The organism is Prochlorococcus sp. MIT2308 (genome assembly GCF_059772345.1).
Genome location: NZ_CM186283.1, coordinates 1 through 17,611, shown reverse-complemented (window position 1 = coordinate 17,611; position 17,611 = coordinate 1). Strand labels below are relative to the sequence as shown.

General features: G+C 35.9%; 19 protein-coding genes and 1 tRNA gene. 11 read left to right on the top strand and 9 right to left on the bottom strand.

The features are described from left to right. The first annotated feature begins 135 nt into the window (after positions 1-135). The 4 genes from hemE (at position 136) to clpB (ending at position 5,523) form a co-directional block, all read left to right on the top strand. Positions 136-1,194: a uroporphyrinogen decarboxylase gene (gene hemE, locus AC6EIW_RS00100; RefSeq protein WP_498520633.1), complete on the top strand. Its 1,059-nt coding sequence runs from the start codon at positions 136-138 to the stop codon at positions 1,192-1,194. Continuing rightward, positions 1,191-2,177 (top strand): NAD-dependent epimerase/dehydratase family protein, encoded by a 987-nt coding sequence (locus tag AC6EIW_RS00095; protein WP_498520632.1) that lies wholly within the window; start codon positions 1,191-1,193, stop codon positions 2,175-2,177. The genes hemE and AC6EIW_RS00095 overlap by 4 nt, the downstream gene beginning before the upstream one ends. 53 nt (positions 2,178-2,230) lie before the next feature. After that, positions 2,231-2,581: a plastocyanin gene (petE, locus tag AC6EIW_RS00090; protein ID WP_498520631.1), complete on the top strand. Its 351-nt coding sequence runs from the start codon at positions 2,231-2,233 to the stop codon at positions 2,579-2,581. Between the two features lie 350 nt (positions 2,582-2,931). Next, complete coding sequence (gene clpB / locus AC6EIW_RS00085; protein WP_498520630.1) at positions 2,932-5,523, top strand: ATP-dependent chaperone ClpB; 2,592 nt, start codon at positions 2,932-2,934, stop codon at positions 5,521-5,523. A gap of 52 nt (positions 5,524-5,575) precedes the next feature. Here clpB and AC6EIW_RS00080 read toward each other — a convergent pair whose 3' ends face one another. Continuing rightward, complete coding sequence (locus AC6EIW_RS00080; protein ID WP_498520629.1) at positions 5,576-6,046, bottom strand: 6-carboxytetrahydropterin synthase; 471 nt, start codon at positions 6,044-6,046, stop codon at positions 5,576-5,578. 77 nt (positions 6,047-6,123) lie between these two features. On the opposite strand from AC6EIW_RS00080, the gene hisIE reads away from it, so the two are divergent. The 5 genes from hisIE to AC6EIW_RS00055 all read left to right on the top strand — a co-directional run bounded on the left by hisIE (position 6,124) and on the right by AC6EIW_RS00055 (position 9,166). Further along, positions 6,124-6,768 (top strand): bifunctional phosphoribosyl-AMP cyclohydrolase/phosphoribosyl-ATP diphosphatase HisIE, encoded by a 645-nt coding sequence (hisIE, locus tag AC6EIW_RS00075; RefSeq protein ID WP_498521654.1) that lies wholly within the window; start codon positions 6,124-6,126, stop codon positions 6,766-6,768. A 413-nt stretch (positions 6,769-7,181) separates the two neighbouring features. Beyond that, positions 7,182-8,105, top strand: a complete 924-nt coding sequence (locus AC6EIW_RS00070; RefSeq protein WP_498462411.1) for a sigma-70 family RNA polymerase sigma factor — start codon at positions 7,182-7,184, stop codon at positions 8,103-8,105. 2 nt (positions 8,106-8,107) lie between these two features. Continuing rightward, the gene (locus tag AC6EIW_RS00065) at positions 8,108-8,473 is read left to right on the top strand and encodes a YkvA family protein (protein WP_498508469.1); all 366 of its coding nucleotides are present in this window, start codon (positions 8,108-8,110) and stop codon (positions 8,471-8,473) included. Beyond that, positions 8,470-8,802 carry a hypothetical protein gene (locus tag AC6EIW_RS00060; protein ID WP_498520628.1) on the top strand — a complete coding sequence of 111 codons (333 nt, stop codon included), beginning with the start codon at positions 8,470-8,472 and terminating at the stop codon, positions 8,800-8,802. Before AC6EIW_RS00065 ends, AC6EIW_RS00060 begins: the two co-directional genes overlap by 4 nt. A 13-nt stretch (positions 8,803-8,815) precedes the next feature. Beyond that, complete coding sequence (locus AC6EIW_RS00055) at positions 8,816-9,166, top strand: c-type cytochrome (protein WP_498520627.1); 351 nt, start codon at positions 8,816-8,818, stop codon at positions 9,164-9,166. Here the strand turns inward: AC6EIW_RS00055 and AC6EIW_RS00050 are convergent. The 6 genes from AC6EIW_RS00050 to pyrC form a co-directional block, all read right to left on the bottom strand. Then, positions 9,142-9,411, bottom strand: a complete 270-nt coding sequence (locus AC6EIW_RS00050; RefSeq protein ID WP_498520626.1) for a YciI family protein — start codon at positions 9,409-9,411, stop codon at positions 9,142-9,144. The two genes, AC6EIW_RS00055 and AC6EIW_RS00050, sit on opposite strands and share 25 nt — an antisense overlap. A gap of 90 nt (positions 9,412-9,501) precedes the next feature. After that, entirely contained in the window at positions 9,502-10,302 is an 801-nt protein-coding gene (gene trpA / locus AC6EIW_RS00045) for a tryptophan synthase subunit alpha (protein ID WP_498520625.1), read from the bottom strand. A gap of 83 nt (positions 10,303-10,385) precedes the next feature. Beyond that, the gene (locus AC6EIW_RS00040) at positions 10,386-10,718 is read right to left on the bottom strand and encodes a DUF3007 family protein (protein WP_498520624.1); all 333 of its coding nucleotides are present in this window, start codon (positions 10,716-10,718) and stop codon (positions 10,386-10,388) included. Between the two features lie 3 nt (positions 10,719-10,721). Further along, positions 10,722-10,973 (bottom strand): NAD(P)H-quinone oxidoreductase subunit L, encoded by a 252-nt coding sequence (ndhL, locus tag AC6EIW_RS00035; RefSeq protein ID WP_498520623.1) that lies wholly within the window; start codon positions 10,971-10,973, stop codon positions 10,722-10,724. A 20-nt stretch (positions 10,974-10,993) separates the two neighbouring features. Continuing rightward, positions 10,994-11,080: transfer RNA gene (locus AC6EIW_RS00030), tRNA-Leu, on the bottom strand. 140 nt (positions 11,081-11,220) lie between these two features. Beyond that, the gene (gene pyrC, locus AC6EIW_RS00025) at positions 11,221-12,285 is read right to left on the bottom strand and encodes a dihydroorotase (RefSeq protein ID WP_498520622.1); all 1,065 of its coding nucleotides are present in this window, start codon (positions 12,283-12,285) and stop codon (positions 11,221-11,223) included. A gap of 147 nt (positions 12,286-12,432) precedes the next feature. Here pyrC and AC6EIW_RS00020 point away from each other — a divergent pair, with 147 nt between their 5' ends. Then, entirely contained in the window at positions 12,433-13,527 is a 1,095-nt protein-coding gene (locus AC6EIW_RS00020; RefSeq protein ID WP_498520621.1) for a calcium/sodium antiporter, read from the top strand. A gap of 14 nt (positions 13,528-13,541) precedes the next feature. Here AC6EIW_RS00020 and gorA read toward each other — a convergent pair whose 3' ends face one another. Further along, complete coding sequence (gene gorA, locus AC6EIW_RS00015) at positions 13,542-14,903, bottom strand: glutathione-disulfide reductase (protein ID WP_498520620.1); 1,362 nt, start codon at positions 14,901-14,903, stop codon at positions 13,542-13,544. A gap of 41 nt (positions 14,904-14,944) precedes the next feature. Here gorA and AC6EIW_RS00010 point away from each other — a divergent pair, with 41 nt between their 5' ends. Continuing rightward, positions 14,945-16,186 carry a glutathione S-transferase gene (locus AC6EIW_RS00010; RefSeq protein WP_498520619.1) on the top strand — a complete coding sequence of 414 codons (1,242 nt, stop codon included), beginning with the start codon at positions 14,945-14,947 and terminating at the stop codon, positions 16,184-16,186. A gap of 30 nt (positions 16,187-16,216) precedes the next feature. On the opposite strand, the gene dnaA is transcribed toward AC6EIW_RS00010, so the two are convergent. Next, positions 16,217-17,611, bottom strand: a complete 1,395-nt coding sequence (gene dnaA / locus AC6EIW_RS00005) for a chromosomal replication initiator protein DnaA (protein WP_498520618.1) — start codon at positions 17,609-17,611, stop codon at positions 16,217-16,219.

Below are 17,611 nucleotides of genomic sequence, written 5' to 3'. Positions count from 1 at the left end.
CTTACCTCAAAATCTAATTTCAACTGTAGTCCGGATGTAAAAATTCAAAAGGTATGACGAACTTTTGCAGAGAACTTATTTCATGATTTTCAAGTTACTGCTTCATGTAAATTTTTGGCTTAAAAGGACAAAATAATGAACGAAACTACTCCTCTACTACTTCGTGCGGCTCGCGGAGAAACTGTTGAAAGGCCCCCAGTTTGGATGATGAGACAAGCGGGGAGATACATGAAGGTTTATCGCGATCTGCGCGACAACCATCCAAGTTTTAGGGAAAGATCTGAAAACCCCGATCTTTCTTATGAAATTTCCATGCAACCTTTTAAAGCTTTTCAACCTGATGGAGTAATACTTTTTTCAGATATCTTGACTCCTCTTCCTGGTATGGGAATTGACTTTGACATCGTTGAGAGCAAAGGCCCCTTGATAAATGACCCAATAAGAACCCTCAAACAGATTAAGAACCTAAAGCCACTTCAACCAAATAAAAGTATGTCTTTTGTTGGCGAAGTCCTTGGAAGACTCAGGGAAAGTGTTGGCAAAAAAGCTGCCGTTTTAGGTTTTGTGGGCGCTCCTTGGACCCTTGCTGCATATGTTGTAGAGGGGAAAAGCAGCAAAAATTATGCAATCATAAAAGCAATGGCATTCCAAGAGCCAGAGCTACTGCATCAACTTTTAAATCACTTTGCAGAATCAATTGCAAACTATTTGTCTTACCAAATTGAATCTGGGGCTCAAGTAGTTCAAATGTTTGATTCATGGGCAGGACAATTAAGTCCACAAGATTATGACGAATTCGCTGCACCTTATCAAAAAAAAGTAGTCAATTTAGTAAAAGAGAAACATCCAGATACTCCAATGATTTTATACATCTCGGGCAGTGCAGGAGTTCTCGAAAGAATGGGACAAACTGGTGTAGATATAGTCTCTCTAGATTGGACAGTTGACATGCTAGATGGATTAAAAAGGCTACCTCAACATGTGGGAGTTCAAGGTAATGTTGATCCAGGACTCTTATTTGGCACTCCTGATGCGATCAGATCAAGAATTGTTGATGTAGTAAAAAAAGCAAAAGGCAGAAAACATATTCTTAACCTTGGTCATGGAATACTTCCTGGAACGCCAGAAGAAAATGCAAGAGTATTTTTTGAGGCTGGCAAGAATGTCAATGAACTTATAAAAGTTTCATCTTGAAAAAGGAAATAATTCTGATAACTGGAGCAAGTGGTTGTGTTGGGCAATACTTAGCAAATTGGCTAATCGAAAACTCCAGCTCAGAATTATTTTTATGGGTTAGAGATCCTAAAAAAATAACCTCAATAAACTTAGAGAATACAAGGATTAAAGTTTTAGTAGGAGATTTGAGACAAACAAATAAGTTCAAAAACGAAATTTCACAAGTAAACAGAGTTATTCACACAGCAACTGCTTGGGGTGATCCAAAAAGAGCGAAAGAAGTAAATATTGATGCAGTAAAAAATCTGCTCAATTTATTAAATCCTTCAAATATTAAACAAATTATTTATTTCTCAACCGCAAGTGTCCTTGACAGAAACTTAAATTTATTACCCGAATCTTTTAGCTATGGAACAGAATACATACAAACAAAAGCACAATGTCTTCAAGAGCTTGAGTCTCATATATTATCAAAAAAGATCATAGCTGTTTTCCCAACTCTCGTATTTGGGGGACGTTTAGACGGTAAAAGTAAATTTCCAACTAGCTATCTTACGGAAGGGCTCAAAGATGCATTGAAATGGATCTGGCTGGCAAGATGGATAAAACTATTCTCAAGGTTTCATTTTATTCACGCAGCAGATATTGCTTTTATCTGTGGACATCTAGCTACCTCTGATTTCGAGCATACACAACCTGTTAATGGCACTAAAATAAGAAAATTCGTTTTAGGACAGCCCCACACAAGTATTAATGAAGTAATTCAGACGCTTATAAGATGGAAAGGAATGAAAAAAGTCCCTCAAATACCTCTTTGGAATTGGCTCATTGAACTTCTTATCATATTACTCCCAATTCAAATTACAAACTGGGATAGATTTAGTCTTAGACAAAAACACTTTATACATGACCCAGTAACCTCTCCTGAAACCTTTGGAGGTATAAGCTATGCCAAAACGCTAAGTCAAGTTTTACATAATTCTGGTTTGACTAAACACTAAAAGGGCAAACAGAAGCTAAAGTAGTAAAATTACAAAAGAAAAGAATTAATTTCATGATTCGTTCTATTTCAACAGCTTTATTCGCTTTCTTTGCTTTCCTAGTAATTGGAGTATCCAATGTGAATGCTTCAACTGTTGAAGTTAAGCTTGGTACCGATGCAGGCATGCTTGCTTTCGAGCCAAGCACAGTAAACATAAGTGCTGGTGACACAGTAAAGTTTGTCAACAACAAATTAGCTCCTCATAATGCTGTTTTTGATGGGAATGATGATCTAAGTCATCCAGATTTAGCGTTTGCACCGGGTGAGTCTTGGGAGAGAACTTTTAGCACAGCTGGAACATACGACTTTTACTGTGAGCCTCATAGAGGCGCAGGAATGGTTGGGAAAATAGTTGTAAACTAAATCTCCAAAAAAAATTTTTATAGATGGGGGTGGAGCTCCCATCTTTTTTTTGAAATAAATTATTTATTGGGAAACCTTGCAATTTTAGGCGTCAAAGAATTTATGCTCCACAACGAAAAAGTATTAATAAATGGTGAGGTTAAAAATTTTTAATTAAAAAGAAGCTACTACTCAACATTATTAATATGGTTTAAATTAGATAAAATGAATTTATCATGAGGCTAGTGTAATTTTTTTAAAATTATCACAGCAATCTCAGTAGTATTCCCAAAAAAAAGAATATGGTCGGTTTTCTTATATTTTAATAATAAAAAATCAGAATAATATAAATTTTACAATGAATTTGAATGATGAATATTAATTCTGATAATTTCACCAACAGCGCTTGGCAAGCAATCATTGATGCCAAAGACATAGCATTAAATAAAAAACATCAGACTTTGGAGACAGAGCACCTTTTTTTTTCTCTTCTCAATAAAAATGAAATTGCCATAAAAGTAATAGAAAGATCGGGCGGTTCAATAAAAAATCTGCTGAAAGAATTAGAAAATTTCATAAAGAACCAACCAAAAATGCAAAAGGCCCAAGAATCAATTTTCTTTGGCAAAAATTTATCTTTTTCAATTTCAAGAGCAGAAAATATCAAACAATCCTTCAAGGATGATTTTATTTCAAGTGAACATTTAGTGATTTCCCTATTTGATGATGAGAGAATCTGTCATAGGTTATTTGAGCAAAATCAAATTAATAAGAACAGCCTTCTAGAGGCTATACATGCAATCAGAGGTGACAAAAAAGTGACCAAAAAAAATGCTGAAAATAGCTATGAAGCTCTTCAGAAGTATGGACAAGACCTTACTTCTGCCGCCAGAGAAGGGAAATTAGATCCTGTAATTGGAAGAGATGAGGAAATCCGAAGAACGATTCAAATACTTAGCCGTAGAACAAAAAATAATCCAGTGTTAATTGGTGAAGCTGGCGTAGGGAAAACAGCAATTATTGAAGGATTAGCACAAAGGATTATCAACGGAGATGTACCAACAGCACTTGAGAATCGTCAACTAATTTCTCTTGATATGGGGGCTTTAATAGCAGGTGCAAAATTTCGGGGCGAATTTGAAGAGAGACTAAAGTCAGTTCTTAAAAATGTCACAGATTCAGAAGGAAGAATAATTTTGTTCATCGATGAAATACATACTGTAGTGGGAGCAGGAGCCAGTGGCGGGTCAATGGATGCTAGTAATCTGCTAAAACCAATGCTTGCGAGAGGTGAATTGAGATGTATTGGAGCAACAACCATCAACGAACACAGAGAAAATTTTGAGAAAGACCCTGCTCTGGAAAGAAGATTTCAGCAAATACTTGTAAAACAACCCTCAGTTCAGGATACAATTTCGATCCTGCGTGGACTAAAAGAAAGGTATGAAGTCCATCATGGTGTTCGAATCTCTGATAACGCGCTAATAGCTGCGGCGATATTGAGTGATAGATACATACCAGAAAGGTTTTTACCCGATAAAGCTATAGACCTAATAGATGAATCAGCTTCTCGTTTAAAGATGGAAATAACATCAAAACCAGAAGAAATTGATGAGATTGATAGAAAAATCATCCAACTTGAAATGGAGAAATTATCTTTGGAAGGTGAATCGGATACTTCAAGTAAGGATAGACTGGAATTAATTACAACAGAGTTAGCTTCTTTAACAAAAAGTCAAATCCAAGTAAATAAAAAATGGGAGCAAGAAAAAGAGTCAATAGAGGAAATTTCAACACTAAAAGAAGAAATTGAAAAAATACAACTAGAAATTGAAAAAGCGAAAAGGAATTATGACCTCAACAGAGCTGCTGAACTTGAATACGGCACTCTTGTAAATTATCAAAATAATTTGCAAGCTAAAGAACTTAATTTAAAAAACTCCTCACAAAATGCCGAGAAATCACTTTTGAGAGAAGAGGTCATAGCCGATGATGTAGCTGAAATAATTGCAAAGTGGACATCCATCCCAGTCAAAAGACTTGCTCAAACTGAAATTGAAAAGTTGCTTAACCTTGAATCTGAGCTTCATAAAAAAGTGATTGGTCAACACAAAGCCGTTCAATCGATATCTTCTGCAATACAAAGATCAAGGACAGGCCTTAGTGATCCAAACAAACCAATCGCAAGTTTCTTATTTTTAGGACCGACAGGCGTTGGTAAAACAGAATTATCGAAGGCTTTGGCTTCTCAACTTTTTGATAGTGAAAATGCGCTGATTAGAATAGACATGTCTGAATACATGGAAAAGCACTCTATAAGTCGCTTAATAGGTGCTCCCCCTGGTTACGTTGGTTACGAAGCAGGTGGGCAATTAACAGAAGCAATCAGGCGTAAACCTTATTGCGTTTTGCTCTTTGATGAAATTGAAAAAGCACATAAAGATGTTTTCAATGTATTACTACAAATCCTTGACGAAGGCCGGGTAACTGACGGGCAGGGTAGAACAACAAACTTCAAAAATTGCATTATTATACTTACTAGCAATATTGGAAGCGAGTTAATCACTGATAACGATATAATTAACAATCTGACGTCAACTGTAGATGAACTAATCAGTCAAGAACTAAAATCAAATTTCAGGCCTGAGTTTCTAAATAGACTTGATGAAATAATTAGTTTTGAACCACTTAAAAAAGAAACCCTACTGAAAGTAGTCGATTTGCAGTTAAACCGATTACGAGAAAGATTAAAATCGAAAGGAATCGAGCTTGAAATTCATAATGATGTTCTGTCGTTAATAACTGAAATTGGCTATAATCCAAGTTATGGAGCGAGACCTTTAAAAAGAGTCATTCAAAAAGAATTGGAAAGTCAAATAGCGAAATATATTCTTAAAGGCAAATACAAAGAAGGAAGCACCATAAAAATAGAAAGGAAAGAATCGAAATTAATTTTCAATTAAAAAATCAAAACATGAGGAAGCTAATTTCATATCAACTAAAAGTTATAGATTATTATACTTTAAACCACTCAGGGAAGAATGTATAACTAGCAGAATTAATTTCATTTTCGTGTGCTATCACTTTCCAACAACAAGATCTACCTTTCTCTCTTGAAAATAATAAATCATTAGCCCATCCCCAAATCAATTCAGCAGTTGATTCCATACCAACATTATTCATGACTCTTAGATCAAGTACTTCTTCAGCGTGAAGCTTTCTCCATGTTTCAAGAAAAGGATCATCAAAATTTACAAGAAAAGTATGATCAAAATACTCACTTAACTTATCTTCCAAAGGCCTCAGACTTGAAAAGTCTACAACGAAGCCATTTTCATCAAGTTCATTTGAAGCAAAATGAAAGGTAAAACTGCGACTATATCCATGAACATAACGACAGTGTCCTTTATGTTTCCATTGACGGTGAGAACATGGGTAATTTTTAAATTGCTTAGAGCAATTAAATGGAATATCTTTAATCGTCATAAAAAGATGAATAAAAAACCAATAGAGGATTAAATTTGAATAATTAGAATCGTAAAGCCAAATTGGCTAACTTTAAAATGCTTTTAATAGATAATCTACGTTTTGATCAAAACGGCTTGATCCCAGCCATAGCCCAGGATTGGGTTGATGGCTCAATATTAATGATGGCATGGATGAACAGAGAATCCATTATAAAAACATTAGAATCTGGTGAGGTTCACTACTGGAGTCGTTCAAGAAAAGAACTTTGGCACAAGGGGAAAACGAGCGGTCATTTTCAAAAATTGAAAGGAATCAGAACTGATTGCGATTCAGATACAATACTTCTATCCATTGAGCAAATTGGTTCAATCGCATGCCATACAGGTCAAAGAAGTTGTTTCTTTAAGGATTTAAAAACAAATGAAGACGCTCTACCCCCTCCATCTGATGCTTGTAGTGAATTGTTCAAAGTAATAAATAATCGAAAAAACAATCCTGAAGAAGGAAGTTATACAAATAGTCTTTTGAAGGAAGGCGACAATAAAATCCTAAAAAAGATAGGCGAAGAAACAGCGGAATTCATAATGGCTTGTAAAGATAAAAATCCGATTTCAGTTGCCAACGAAGCTGCCGATCTGCTTTTCCATCTGCAAGTTTCTTTAGCTCATCAAAATGTTTCATGGCAAGACGTTCTCAAAGTTTTAGTTAGGAGAAGAAATGCTCCAAGAAGAAATCAATAGCTAATAAACCAACTCTTTTATTTTTAATACACTTCTTAGACTCTCTTTGTTAGAAAGACAAGTGATTAAATTCATAGAAAGTCTTGAAAGAGAAAAAAAATCAACTGATTTTTCTTAAATCCTTGGTGATATATCGATTCCCATAAATCAAAGGGAACGAAAAACTATAATTATTAGAGACTAAAAAAGCTTTAAAAAGTCTCATTGATCAAAAAATACTTTAAAAATATCAATCATATCAAAGGTTTTGAGATATTCCTATTGAAAAACAATGGAAATATCTTCTCAGTTAATTGACCTAGTAAAGATCTCAAGAACAGATAAAGGATAAATAATAAATTCCGAACACTTTATTACGCCTATTGAAAGTAAACAATTTGTCTCTAGGTTAGTAATACAAGGAGGAATAAATCGTGAGTTCTTTAAGCGACTTTCTTGGAGAAATAGGAAGACACGAATTGCTCACACCCGAGCAAGAACTCACGATGGGAAGAGAAGTGCAAGCCATGGTTGCACTAAATGAACGCTGCCAACAATCTGGTGGTAATGGGCCAGAGTGCGAATATTCAAGCGCAGAGAAGAAAACACTTAAAGCAGGTGAGCGAGCAAAGAATCAAATGATCACAGCAAATTTGAGACTTGTTGTAAATTTAGCCAAGCGCTACCAAGGAAAAGGGCTTGACCTTCTTGATCTAATTCAAGAGGGTACTTTAGGGTTAACAAGAGCTGTTGAGAAATATGATCCCAAAAGAGGGCATCGATTTTCAACCTACGCTTACTGGTGGATTAGACAAGGATTAAATAGAGCTCTTTCAACACAAAGTAGAACAATAAGAATCCCCGTAAACATCAATGAAAAACTAACTAAACTTCGTGCTGCCAAGTCCCGACTTATGCAAGAACTTGGGGTTCATCCATCAACCAACCAAATAGCAATACAAATGAAACTCCCTTTAGAGGAGGTAGAAGAATTGCTTGAATGCGAGTTGAGAAGTATCACTGTAAGTTTGCAAGGTGCAGTCAAATCAAAAGCAGATCCTTCAGAGCTTGTCGATATTCTTCCAAGTGAGGAAGTAGCTCCAATGGAACTAGCTGAATTAGCTGAAAGAAGTGCATCAGCTTGGTCCTTATTGGATAAATCAAATCTCACACCAAAAGAACGAACTATCTTAAGTCTTAGATTTGGTCTAGATGGATCAAATGAATGGAGGACACTAGCGGAGGTAGCTAGACAAATGAATTGCAGCAGGGAATATTGCAGACAAGTTGTTCAACGCGCATTAAGGAAATTGAGAAAGACAGGTATTCAAAGTGGGCTTTTAGAGACAAGTGTTTAATTGTGGTTAGTTCAAGGAACTCAAATAAAGAAGTTTTCGAAGCAGAAGTACTTGAAAGTTCTGTTATTAACGAAGGGATACTCAAAAAAATCTTATTAAGAGCAGGCAGAGTAATTGCCCAGCCTGCTTTAGAGGGATTTGAACTCCTCATGGATAATTCAACTCCTCCCCAGGTGAGAATATCCATTATGGGAGCACTTACTTATTTAATTGTTCCTGTTGATTTAATTCCAGACTTTATTCCTGCCTCAGGTTTTAGCGATGATCTGGTGGCCCTTACAGCTGTAATTAGTCTTTGGCAACATCACATTACTCCAGAAATAAAATACAGAGCAAAATCTAAGCTGGATAAATGGTTTCCCCTATGAACAAAGCGCGCTGGTCAAAAGATATTGAGGAAGATCTAATACTTCTCATAAAAGATTGGTTGAGGCAAACAGGGAGAACACAATCAGAACTTTGCCAAAGTCTCAATTTACCTTCAGCAAGAATGCCTACTTTAATTGAATCTTTGAAAAAAGATTTTAGCTCTGGTGGTATTCCAAAAATCGCATGTAGACTATGTGAGGTTGAAGAGTTATGGAGAAACAATGAAGGAGGGCACACAAAGATGAGCCTTGAATCAACTTCTACTGAACAACTTGATCTTCTTGACGAAATTTGTGAGGACCTTTCTAAAATTAATTTCGATAAATAAGTTTTATAAGACCATGAAAAAAAAATTAAGAGGTTACTTTTTTATCAGTTTATGTTGGACATTTTTTTATTTAAGTTTACCGAGAGAGCTAAATGCTTTTGAGGCAAATTTAGGGGAAAATCTTTTCAAGCAAAACTGTGCTGGATGTCACATCAATGGAGGGAACATAATCAGAAGATCAAAGAATTTGAAGATTTCATCATTAAAGCGTAATGGAATTGACAATCCAGAAGCAATAGCGAAGATAGCAAAACAAGGAATCGGAATAATGAGTGGTTATGAAGACAATCTAGGAGCAGATGGCGATCAAATAGTAGCTAATTGGGTCTGGGAACAAGCTCAAAAAGCTTGGGTCCATGAATAAATTTCAAAATCAGTCCATATTCCCTCTTTCCAGTAAACGTCATCTTTAATAAGAGTTCTTATATGATCAATGTCCTCAGATTTAAATATCCCGAAAACATATCTATTACATTTTGTAGGTCCTAATGTAATTAAGGTACCTTCTTCCTTAAGAGATGAAAGTCTGTGAAGATGCTCTTGCCTAAAAGGTGTTCTCTTTATCAAAGCATCTTCACAGTAAGACCCCCAAAGGACAAATTGATCCATAATTTTAAGTAAAATAAAAAAACATTTCTTAAGATAAAACATAGAAAAGAATTCAATATTCCGCTTGATCTGTTGATATTTAAAAAGATATTAGTTGGTTGCGGCTCTTAGTTCTTTACAAAAGGACCCAGCTTCTTCGACTTTCATTCCGATAGGGGCATTAGCAATTCTTTTAACTAAAGCACTGCCAACAATTGCGCCATCAGCACCCCATTCTCGAACTTGTTGAATATGTTTGACCTCCGAGATTCCAAAACCCACAGCAATTGGACTATGTGAAGAGTGTTTTAATTGTTTAACAAGAGTCCCAACATTTTCCTCTAGTGAAGACCTTTCTCCGGTTACTCCAGTAACACTAACAAGATAAGTAAATCCATTAGAAGTCGCAGCAATTTTTTTCATACGATCCTGGGGTGTTGTAGGCGCAACAAGTAACACCAAATCAATTTCTTTAGATTCAGCTATCTTTGAGAGTTTTTCCGCTTCCTCTAAAGGAAGATCAGGTACGACCAGTCCTGAAACACCTACTTTCGAAGCTTGTAAGCAAAATTCTTCCAAACCTTTATTAATAAGCGGATTGGAGTAAGTAAATAAAATTATTGGAATTGTCAATTGATCTCTCAATTCAGATAACATATTGAAAACTCTGTCAGGAGAGGTTCCTGCAGAGAGAGCTCGTGAAGCTGCTAATTGAATAATCGGTCCATCTGCCAAAGGATCACTGTATGGAATTCCTAGCTCAATCATGTCAGCGCCATTTTCTTGAAGTTTTAACAAAATCTTTGATGTTGTTTCCAAATCAGGATCTCCTGCCATAAGGAAAGGCATTAGTGCTATTCTCTTTTCCATTTTTATTTTGGAAAAAGACCTACTAATATTTGTACTTTTCAATGTTCTAAACCTTGGGTATATATCTTTTTTATCATTTTTGTCTCCCTAAGAGTAAAAAATTATTGAGACTTCGTAATTAAAACTTAAGTTTGTTCAAAACTTTCTTCTTCAACGGTTTTTAATAATTCATTTTTTTCTTCATCTGTCATAGCCTCAAATTTTTCTCTAATTCTTTCATCAGTCAATTTTTCATAAGCTTGTCTATATCGTTTACGTTGTTCCATAAAAGTCATATTCCCAGAGAAAACCCTGAAGAGATAAGAACCTGTCCATGCAAAAATAATTAAAATTAATATTGACTGTGTCGCAATACCAGCTGATATTGATTCAAATCCAAACAGTTGAAATACTTCATATCCCAATCCTCCGAACAAAAATACAACCAACCCTATTTGAAAAACCTGTGCTCTTGTCAAAGTTCAAGACTCCTCTTTCCCATTCATTCTTAAATTAAGAAACGGTGCAAATAAAACCATTCCAGGAAAGAAAAGAAAAACAAGACCATATATAAAAAGGCGTTCAAACTTTCCCATAACATTCCAACGATTATTCATCCAATAAAAAAGGAATAAAGGAACTACCAACAAATACATCCCGCCCAATATTGCATAAGCAGATAATGTAATCATCGGACTAATAGTTCCTGCCAATCCAAAAGGGCTTAAACACACAATCAAAAGACAAAACGTCATGGGAGTGGGGGGACTTGAACCCCCACGGCCAAAAAGCGGCCAACAGATTTTAAGTCTGGTGCGTCTACCAATTCCGCCACACTCCCTAGTGATAGCAAGGGTTGTTACAATGCCAGAATTCAACTCTAAGGCATTTACATATTAGCGTAAACGTATGTGCTTAAATCAGTACTCTTAAGTACATCTAGAGTTAAATAACCATGAAAAAAATCATTCACCAATCTAGCTAAGCATCTCGTACAACCCAGCCAAGAGTTTCTCCTGAATGAAATGGTTTTACAAAATCATTAGGATCACCATCTAATCCAACATCAACAAGTTGTGGTACGGAAATATCTTCTTTAACCAAAGTTATCCTCTCTGTATTTAAAGGTAATCCATAAAAAGTAGCTCCATTAATACTTGAAAAAGCTTCAAACCTTTCCAGAGCATTTTCTTCTTCAAATACTTTCAAATAGCTTTCCAAAGCGAAAGGAGCATTAAAGATTCCTGCACATCCACATGAACTTTCCTTAAACTTACGGGTATGAGGTGCTGAATCAGTTCCAAGGAAAAAGCAGGATTTACCACTAGTCGCCGCTTCCCTAAGGGCAATACGATGTATTTCACGCTTAGCTGTAGGCAAGCAATAAAAATCACTCCTTAACCCACCATTGAACATTGCATTTCGATTGATATGTAAATGATGAGGTGTGATTGTAGCTGCTATATCGAATTGACTGCTTTCTACAAAGTCAATTGCATTGATTGTCGTGATGTGCTCTAAAACAACTTTAAGTGATGAAAATCTTCTTAATAATGGTTCAAGGTGACGCTCAATAAAAACAGCTTCTCTATCAAACACATCAACATTGACATCGGTCACTTCTCCATGAATCAATAGTGGCATGCCAATTCTTTCCATCGTCTCAAATAGATTGTCGATTTTTCTTATATCTGTAACCCCGTACGAAGAATTAGTGGTTACATTCGCTGGATAGAGCTTTGCACCATGGAAGACACCTTCTCCAAAGCCTCTTTCTAAAACCTCTGGAGGCATATCATCCGTGAGGTATGCTGTCATCAATGGAGTAAAAGAGACACCTTCAGGGATAGACTGTATAATTCTTTTTTTATATCCTTTTGCTTGGTCTAAAGTAGTTATTGGCGGATCAAGGTTAGGCATGACTATAGCACGGCAAAATACATTTGCTGTGTGCCTTAAAACACCTTTCAAAATCTTTCCATCTCTCAAATGCAGATGCCAATCATCCGGCTTTAATAATGAGATTTGATTTACAGAAGCAATCACAGGATTAAAGCTTTTTAATGTATATCTTATGCAACCTTGATCTATAAGTCTTCAAGTATCAAAAAAGAGCTAAGATATTATGATAATACCAAATAGAAATATTATAAATTAATTCACTAATTTAGTTTCTCAATAAATCACTCAACTATGCCGTCAATGTTATTGTCATTTTTTGAGCTTATTACTGGAATACTTTTACTTTTTAGCGGTGGGGAGTTATTTATTCAAGGGTCTGTAGCTTTAGCTTTAATCCTTGGGATCCCTCAACTAGTTATTGGTTTAACAATAGTATCTCTCGGGACAAGTGCACCTGAACTATTTGTTAGTGTCAACTCCTCCCTTACTGGATCAGATAGTCTTGCTTTGAGCAACATTGTTGGCAGCAATATTTTCAATGTGATGGTGGTTCTTGGAGGAAGTGCACTAATACGACCTTTAAGAGTTGGAAGTCGTCTTGTAAGGAGAGACATTCCTCTTCTTTTAGGAATATCAACTGCAGTCTGGGGAATGGCCGCTTCTGAGCTAATAACTTGGCAATTTGGCGTAGCTTTAATAGTCGCACTAATAATAAATACCACTTGGGAAATTCGCACAGCAAGAGAGGAACCGCAAAGAACCCAAGAAGCAGAACCAGAAATCAATATAGAAAAAGACTCAACAAGTTTATTAAATGCATGCGTGAAATTAATAGGTGGTATTTTCTTGCTTACTATTGGATCACGACTGCTAATAGAAGGCGCATCAACAATTGCAGAACTGCTAGGTGTTAGTGAAGCAATAATTGGGTTAACGATTGTATCTCTGGGCACCTCTTTACCAGAGTTAATCACGTCATTAGTTGCGGCTTTTCGTGCTCAAACTGATCTAGCAATAGGCAACGTAATTGGAAGTTGTTTATTAAATCAACTACTAGTTTTAGGTAGCTGTTCTGTATTATCTGGTGAAAGTGGTTTAGTTGTTGAGAAGATACTAATAACCAAAGATATTCCTATTATGGTAATCACGACACTTGCTTGCATGCCAATTTTTTGGACAAAAGGGATTATAAGTAGAGGTGAAGGCGGGGTTCTATTAGGATTATATATGCTTTATATTGCAGATAAAATAATACCACTAACTCTTCCAACTTTACATTCATCATTCAAAGAGTTAGTTTTTATAGCTATATCATTTTCATTGATAACAATTATATATAAGACAATTACTTACTGGTTAAAAATAAGAAACAATACTAATGAATAACACCTTTTCACGAATCATCTCATTGTAACAAATTCCTCTGCTATTGTAGGGTGCAATGCCATTGTATTATCAAAATCAGACTTTTTGGCTCCTAGCATTAGTGATATTGATGCCATCTGAATAATCTCAGATGCATTATCTCCAATCATATGACATCCCAAAACTCTATTATTGTTTTTGTTAACTATTAGCTTTAAAATACATTTAGAGCCAGTCTTTGTTAATGATTTAGATAAGGGCCTAAATATTGATCTATATACTTTAATATTATCTTTCCCAACCGATTGGATAGCCTTCTCTTCAGTTATACCCACAGAAGCTATTTCAGGCTGACTAAATACAGCATATGGAACAAAATCATAGTTAACTTTACGATCTGATTTTCCATAATTTCTATCTGCAAACTTTCTACCCTCATCAATTGCGACAGGTGTCAAGTTAATCCTGTCAGTTACATCTCCAATAGCAAAGATATTAGAAATATTTGTTTTGTTTTCACTATCAACTTTAATTTTATTTTCAAAAATTTCAATGCCCACTTTCTCTAATTCCAACCCCTCTAAAAATGGCTCTCTACCAGTAGCGAAAAGTAATCCATTCGATTCAAGCTCTTTACCTGTATGTGTTTTTATAATTAAAGAACCAGGGGTTCCTTTTATTGAAGAAAGATTCTCTCCGAAAATTATGTTAATGCCTTTATTCATCATAGCCTCGGTTAATGATGAAGAAAGCTCAAGGTCAAACCCTCTTAAAATTCGTTCACCTCTTACTAGTTGAGTAACTTCAACACCTAATCCCTGTAATATGCATGCAAATTCGCAAGCAATATAACCTGCACCAACAATTGTAATTTTATTTGGAAAACTTTTGAGAATAAACATATCATCACTTGTCCAACCTAAAGATGCCCCTTCGATACTTGGTCTTTTAGGTCTGCCTCCCACTGCAAGAAGAATTCTTTCACCATAGAGTTCATTTAATGTCTCTCCATTTTTTCGATTTTTTATGGCAATACAATTTGAATTTTTAAACTCACCCCAACCTTTAAAAAGCTGAACATTTGCCTTACTTAGAAAAGCCTCATGCAATTCATTCAGCCTTTGCACTTCCTGTCGAACATTAGCCAATAATCGCTCAGACTTTATCTGTAAATTATCGAAATCAAAACCATAAGATGGTGCAGACAACAAACTCTCTGAGAGAGAGGAGCCGCATACTAATAATTTTTTTGGGACACAACCTCTTATTACACATGTTCCTCCAACAAGATCACCCTCGATGATCGCCACAGATGCTCCATAGCTAGCAGCTTTCTTTGCAGCAGCAAGTCCACCGGATCCTGCACCTATGACAATTAAATCAAAAGACCTTTTCAATTTTGCAACCTAGTATTATTTCCCTATTCTCGTTGAAATAAATGAATCCAACCAGAAATGCAATGAGTTGGGAAGAATTAGCAACATATGCGGCTGATCCAATTGATCAAATCAACGGGTCAAATAACCCATATTCCTCACTTCGTCTTTTTAATAAAATTGAGTCCGAGGCAATTGTTACTCTTTATAGAGACAATCATGCATGGTGTCCTTATTGCCAAAAAGTTTGGATTTGGTTAGAGCTCAAGAAAATTCCTTACCGAGTAAAAAAAATCACAATGCGTTGCTATGGAGACAAAGAAAAATGGTATCTAAAAAAAGTACCGTCAGGTATGCTTCCTGCAATAGAAATTAAAAATCATGTAATAACAGAAAGCGATGAGATTCTATTTGTGTTAGAGCAAATATATGGTCCTCTAGGACAATCACTTAATGCGAAGGAAGTCTTAGGTCATAGGAGACTTGAAAGAGAATTATTCTCATCATGGTGTAATTGGTTATGTCGTAACTCTCTTTTCCAAGGCCAAGAAGAACAAAAGAAAGAGAGTTTCAAACTTGTTGCGAAAAAATTTGAAGAAGAACTACAGAAAGACCCTTTCGGATGGCTTACACCAATCTCAAAAGATGATGGGAACAAGCCTGGATCAGCAGATGTTATTTTTATTCCATATGTTGAGAGAATGAATGCCTCATTGGCTTACTACAAAGGATATTCATTAAGAGAAGAGCACCCTCTCATAAATACATGGCTTAGCAATCTTGAAAACCTTGACGAATATAGAGGAACTCAAGGAGATTTTCATACTCATGCCCATGATTTACCTCCACAAATGGGAGGTTGCTTTACTTATTCAAATGAAGCCCAGAAATTATTTGCCCAAGAAATTGATAAAGGTTCTGGATTAGGAAAATTGGAACAAGTAGATTTAAAAGTTGATCAAAAATCAAAAAATCATTATGAGGCATTGGCTCTTGGAAGAGTTATCAAACATAAAGAGAGAATCATTGCTGTTAGCCCAATGAAAAATAAATTGTTTGATCAGCCATTGAGAGCAGCCTTAACTTCAATGATTTCAAAAAAAGATTGTACACCAGAAAAATATAGTGCCTCTGCGTTGCGCTACCTCCGAGATAGAATCTCAGTCCCAAGAGATATGCCTTTATTATCAGGGAGATTGCTTAGGCAAGCCCTTGAACGCACTGCAAGCATTGATGGTGGTGACCTAGGTCCTAAAATACCTACTAAGAATAGGCTTGATCAAAATCCAAGACTATTCGATTAAAATTAAATTTTTTCTATCCATGCCAATTTATCAACGACGTTTTCGTGAATCGATTTGAAGTAGATCCTTAACTTTTTGAACCTGGCTAGCCAATTGTGGCTCACTTGAAAGTTTCTTTTCCACTTGTTCAATGGCATACATAACTGTTGTATGATCTTTTCCCCCAAAAGATTCTCCAATACGAGGAAGACTTAAGTCTGTACCATGGCGCATTAAATACATGCCAACCTGTCTTGCTTGACTAACAGGTCTACGTCTACTGGGGCTACGCATTTCCTCTTCAGTAACTCCAAATACCTCAGCTACTTTTTCCAAGACTTGCTTAGGTTTAACTTCAACTCCTTGTCCAGTAGGATCAAGCATAGGTGCTACCGATTCGACTGTCATTGGCAGCCCAGTTATAGAGGCAAAGGCCACAGCTCGAGTAAACGCCCCTTCCAATTCTCTAATATTCGAAGTGAATCTTCCAGCTATGAACTGAATCAAATCTCTTGGTAAACGCATTCTTTCATGTTCAGCTTTTTTTTGTAATATTGCCATTCTCGTCTCTAAATCTGGCGCTTGAATATCAGCGATTAGTCCCATTGAGAATCTTGAAATCAATCTTTCTTGTAAACGAGGTATTTGACTTGGTGGCCTGTCACTTGTAAGAACAATTTGCCTCCCTGCCTCATGCAAAGCATTAAAAGTATGAAAAAACTCTTCCTGTGTATATTCTTTTCCCTCTATGAATTGTATATCGTCAACCAATATCAAATCAGCTTCTCTATACCTATTTCTAAAAGCTTGCATTCCATCTTTTCTGATAGCAACAATTAAATCATTGGTAAAAGTCTCAGTGGAAACATATGCAATCTTTGCTTGTGGGTCGATTTCCAATCTGTAATGGCCAATAGATTGCATGAGATGAGTTTTACCTAGACCAACACCTCCACAAATAAATAATGGGTTGAACTCTCTACCTGGGGCTTCAGCTACTGCCATTGCAGCGGCATGAGCCATCCGACTATTAGGACCTACAACGAATCTATTGAACACATACCGAAGATTCAAACCAGGTAAAAATTTTTTTGTTGGGGCTTGCTTCGATCTAGCTTCTAAATTATCTCTAGAGGGAATTGCATTATTTTCTAAATCAGAAAAAGTATTTTTCTTATCGCTTTTATTTGACGAAAATTCTTCTTTAACCTTGATGTAAACCTTTACTTCATGACCATGTATCTCTGTTGCAATCTCTTCGATTTTTTGAGAATAATTTTTTCTTAACCAATCACTTGAGAAGCTATTTGGAGCAAGTAAAGTCAGACGCCCATCTTTGAAGTCAAGGAATTCAGCTGGGCGTATCCATGTTTCGTATGAAGGTTTACTTAAATTCTTTTGCAGTAATTGCTGCACTTTCGTCCATAGCTCATTGCGAGTGGGCAC

Excerpts from the sequence above, each read along its gene's own strand:
- hemE (WP_498520633.1), top strand. The coding sequence starts at position 136 with ATGAACGAAACTACTCCTCTACTACTTCGTGCGGCTCGCGGAGAAACT.
- petE (WP_498520631.1), top strand. The coding sequence starts at position 2,231 with ATGATTCGTTCTATTTCAACAGCTTTATTCGCTTTCTTTGCTTTCCTA.
- clpB (WP_498520630.1), top strand. The coding sequence starts at position 2,932 with ATGAATATTAATTCTGATAATTTCACCAACAGCGCTTGGCAAGCAATC.
- AC6EIW_RS00080 (WP_498520629.1), bottom strand. The coding sequence starts at position 6,046 with ATGACGATTAAAGATATTCCATTTAATTGCTCTAAGCAATTTAAAAAT.
- hisIE (WP_498521654.1), top strand. The coding sequence starts at position 6,124 with ATGCTTTTAATAGATAATCTACGTTTTGATCAAAACGGCTTGATCCCA.
- AC6EIW_RS00060 (WP_498520628.1), top strand. The coding sequence starts at position 8,470 with ATGAACAAAGCGCGCTGGTCAAAAGATATTGAGGAAGATCTAATACTT.
- AC6EIW_RS00055 (WP_498520627.1), top strand. The coding sequence starts at position 8,816 with ATGAAAAAAAAATTAAGAGGTTACTTTTTTATCAGTTTATGTTGGACA.
- AC6EIW_RS00050 (WP_498520626.1), bottom strand. The coding sequence starts at position 9,411 with ATGGATCAATTTGTCCTTTGGGGGTCTTACTGTGAAGATGCTTTGATA.
- AC6EIW_RS00020 (WP_498520621.1), top strand. The coding sequence starts at position 12,433 with ATGCCGTCAATGTTATTGTCATTTTTTGAGCTTATTACTGGAATACTT.
- AC6EIW_RS00010 (WP_498520619.1), top strand. The coding sequence starts at position 14,945 with ATGAATCCAACCAGAAATGCAATGAGTTGGGAAGAATTAGCAACATAT.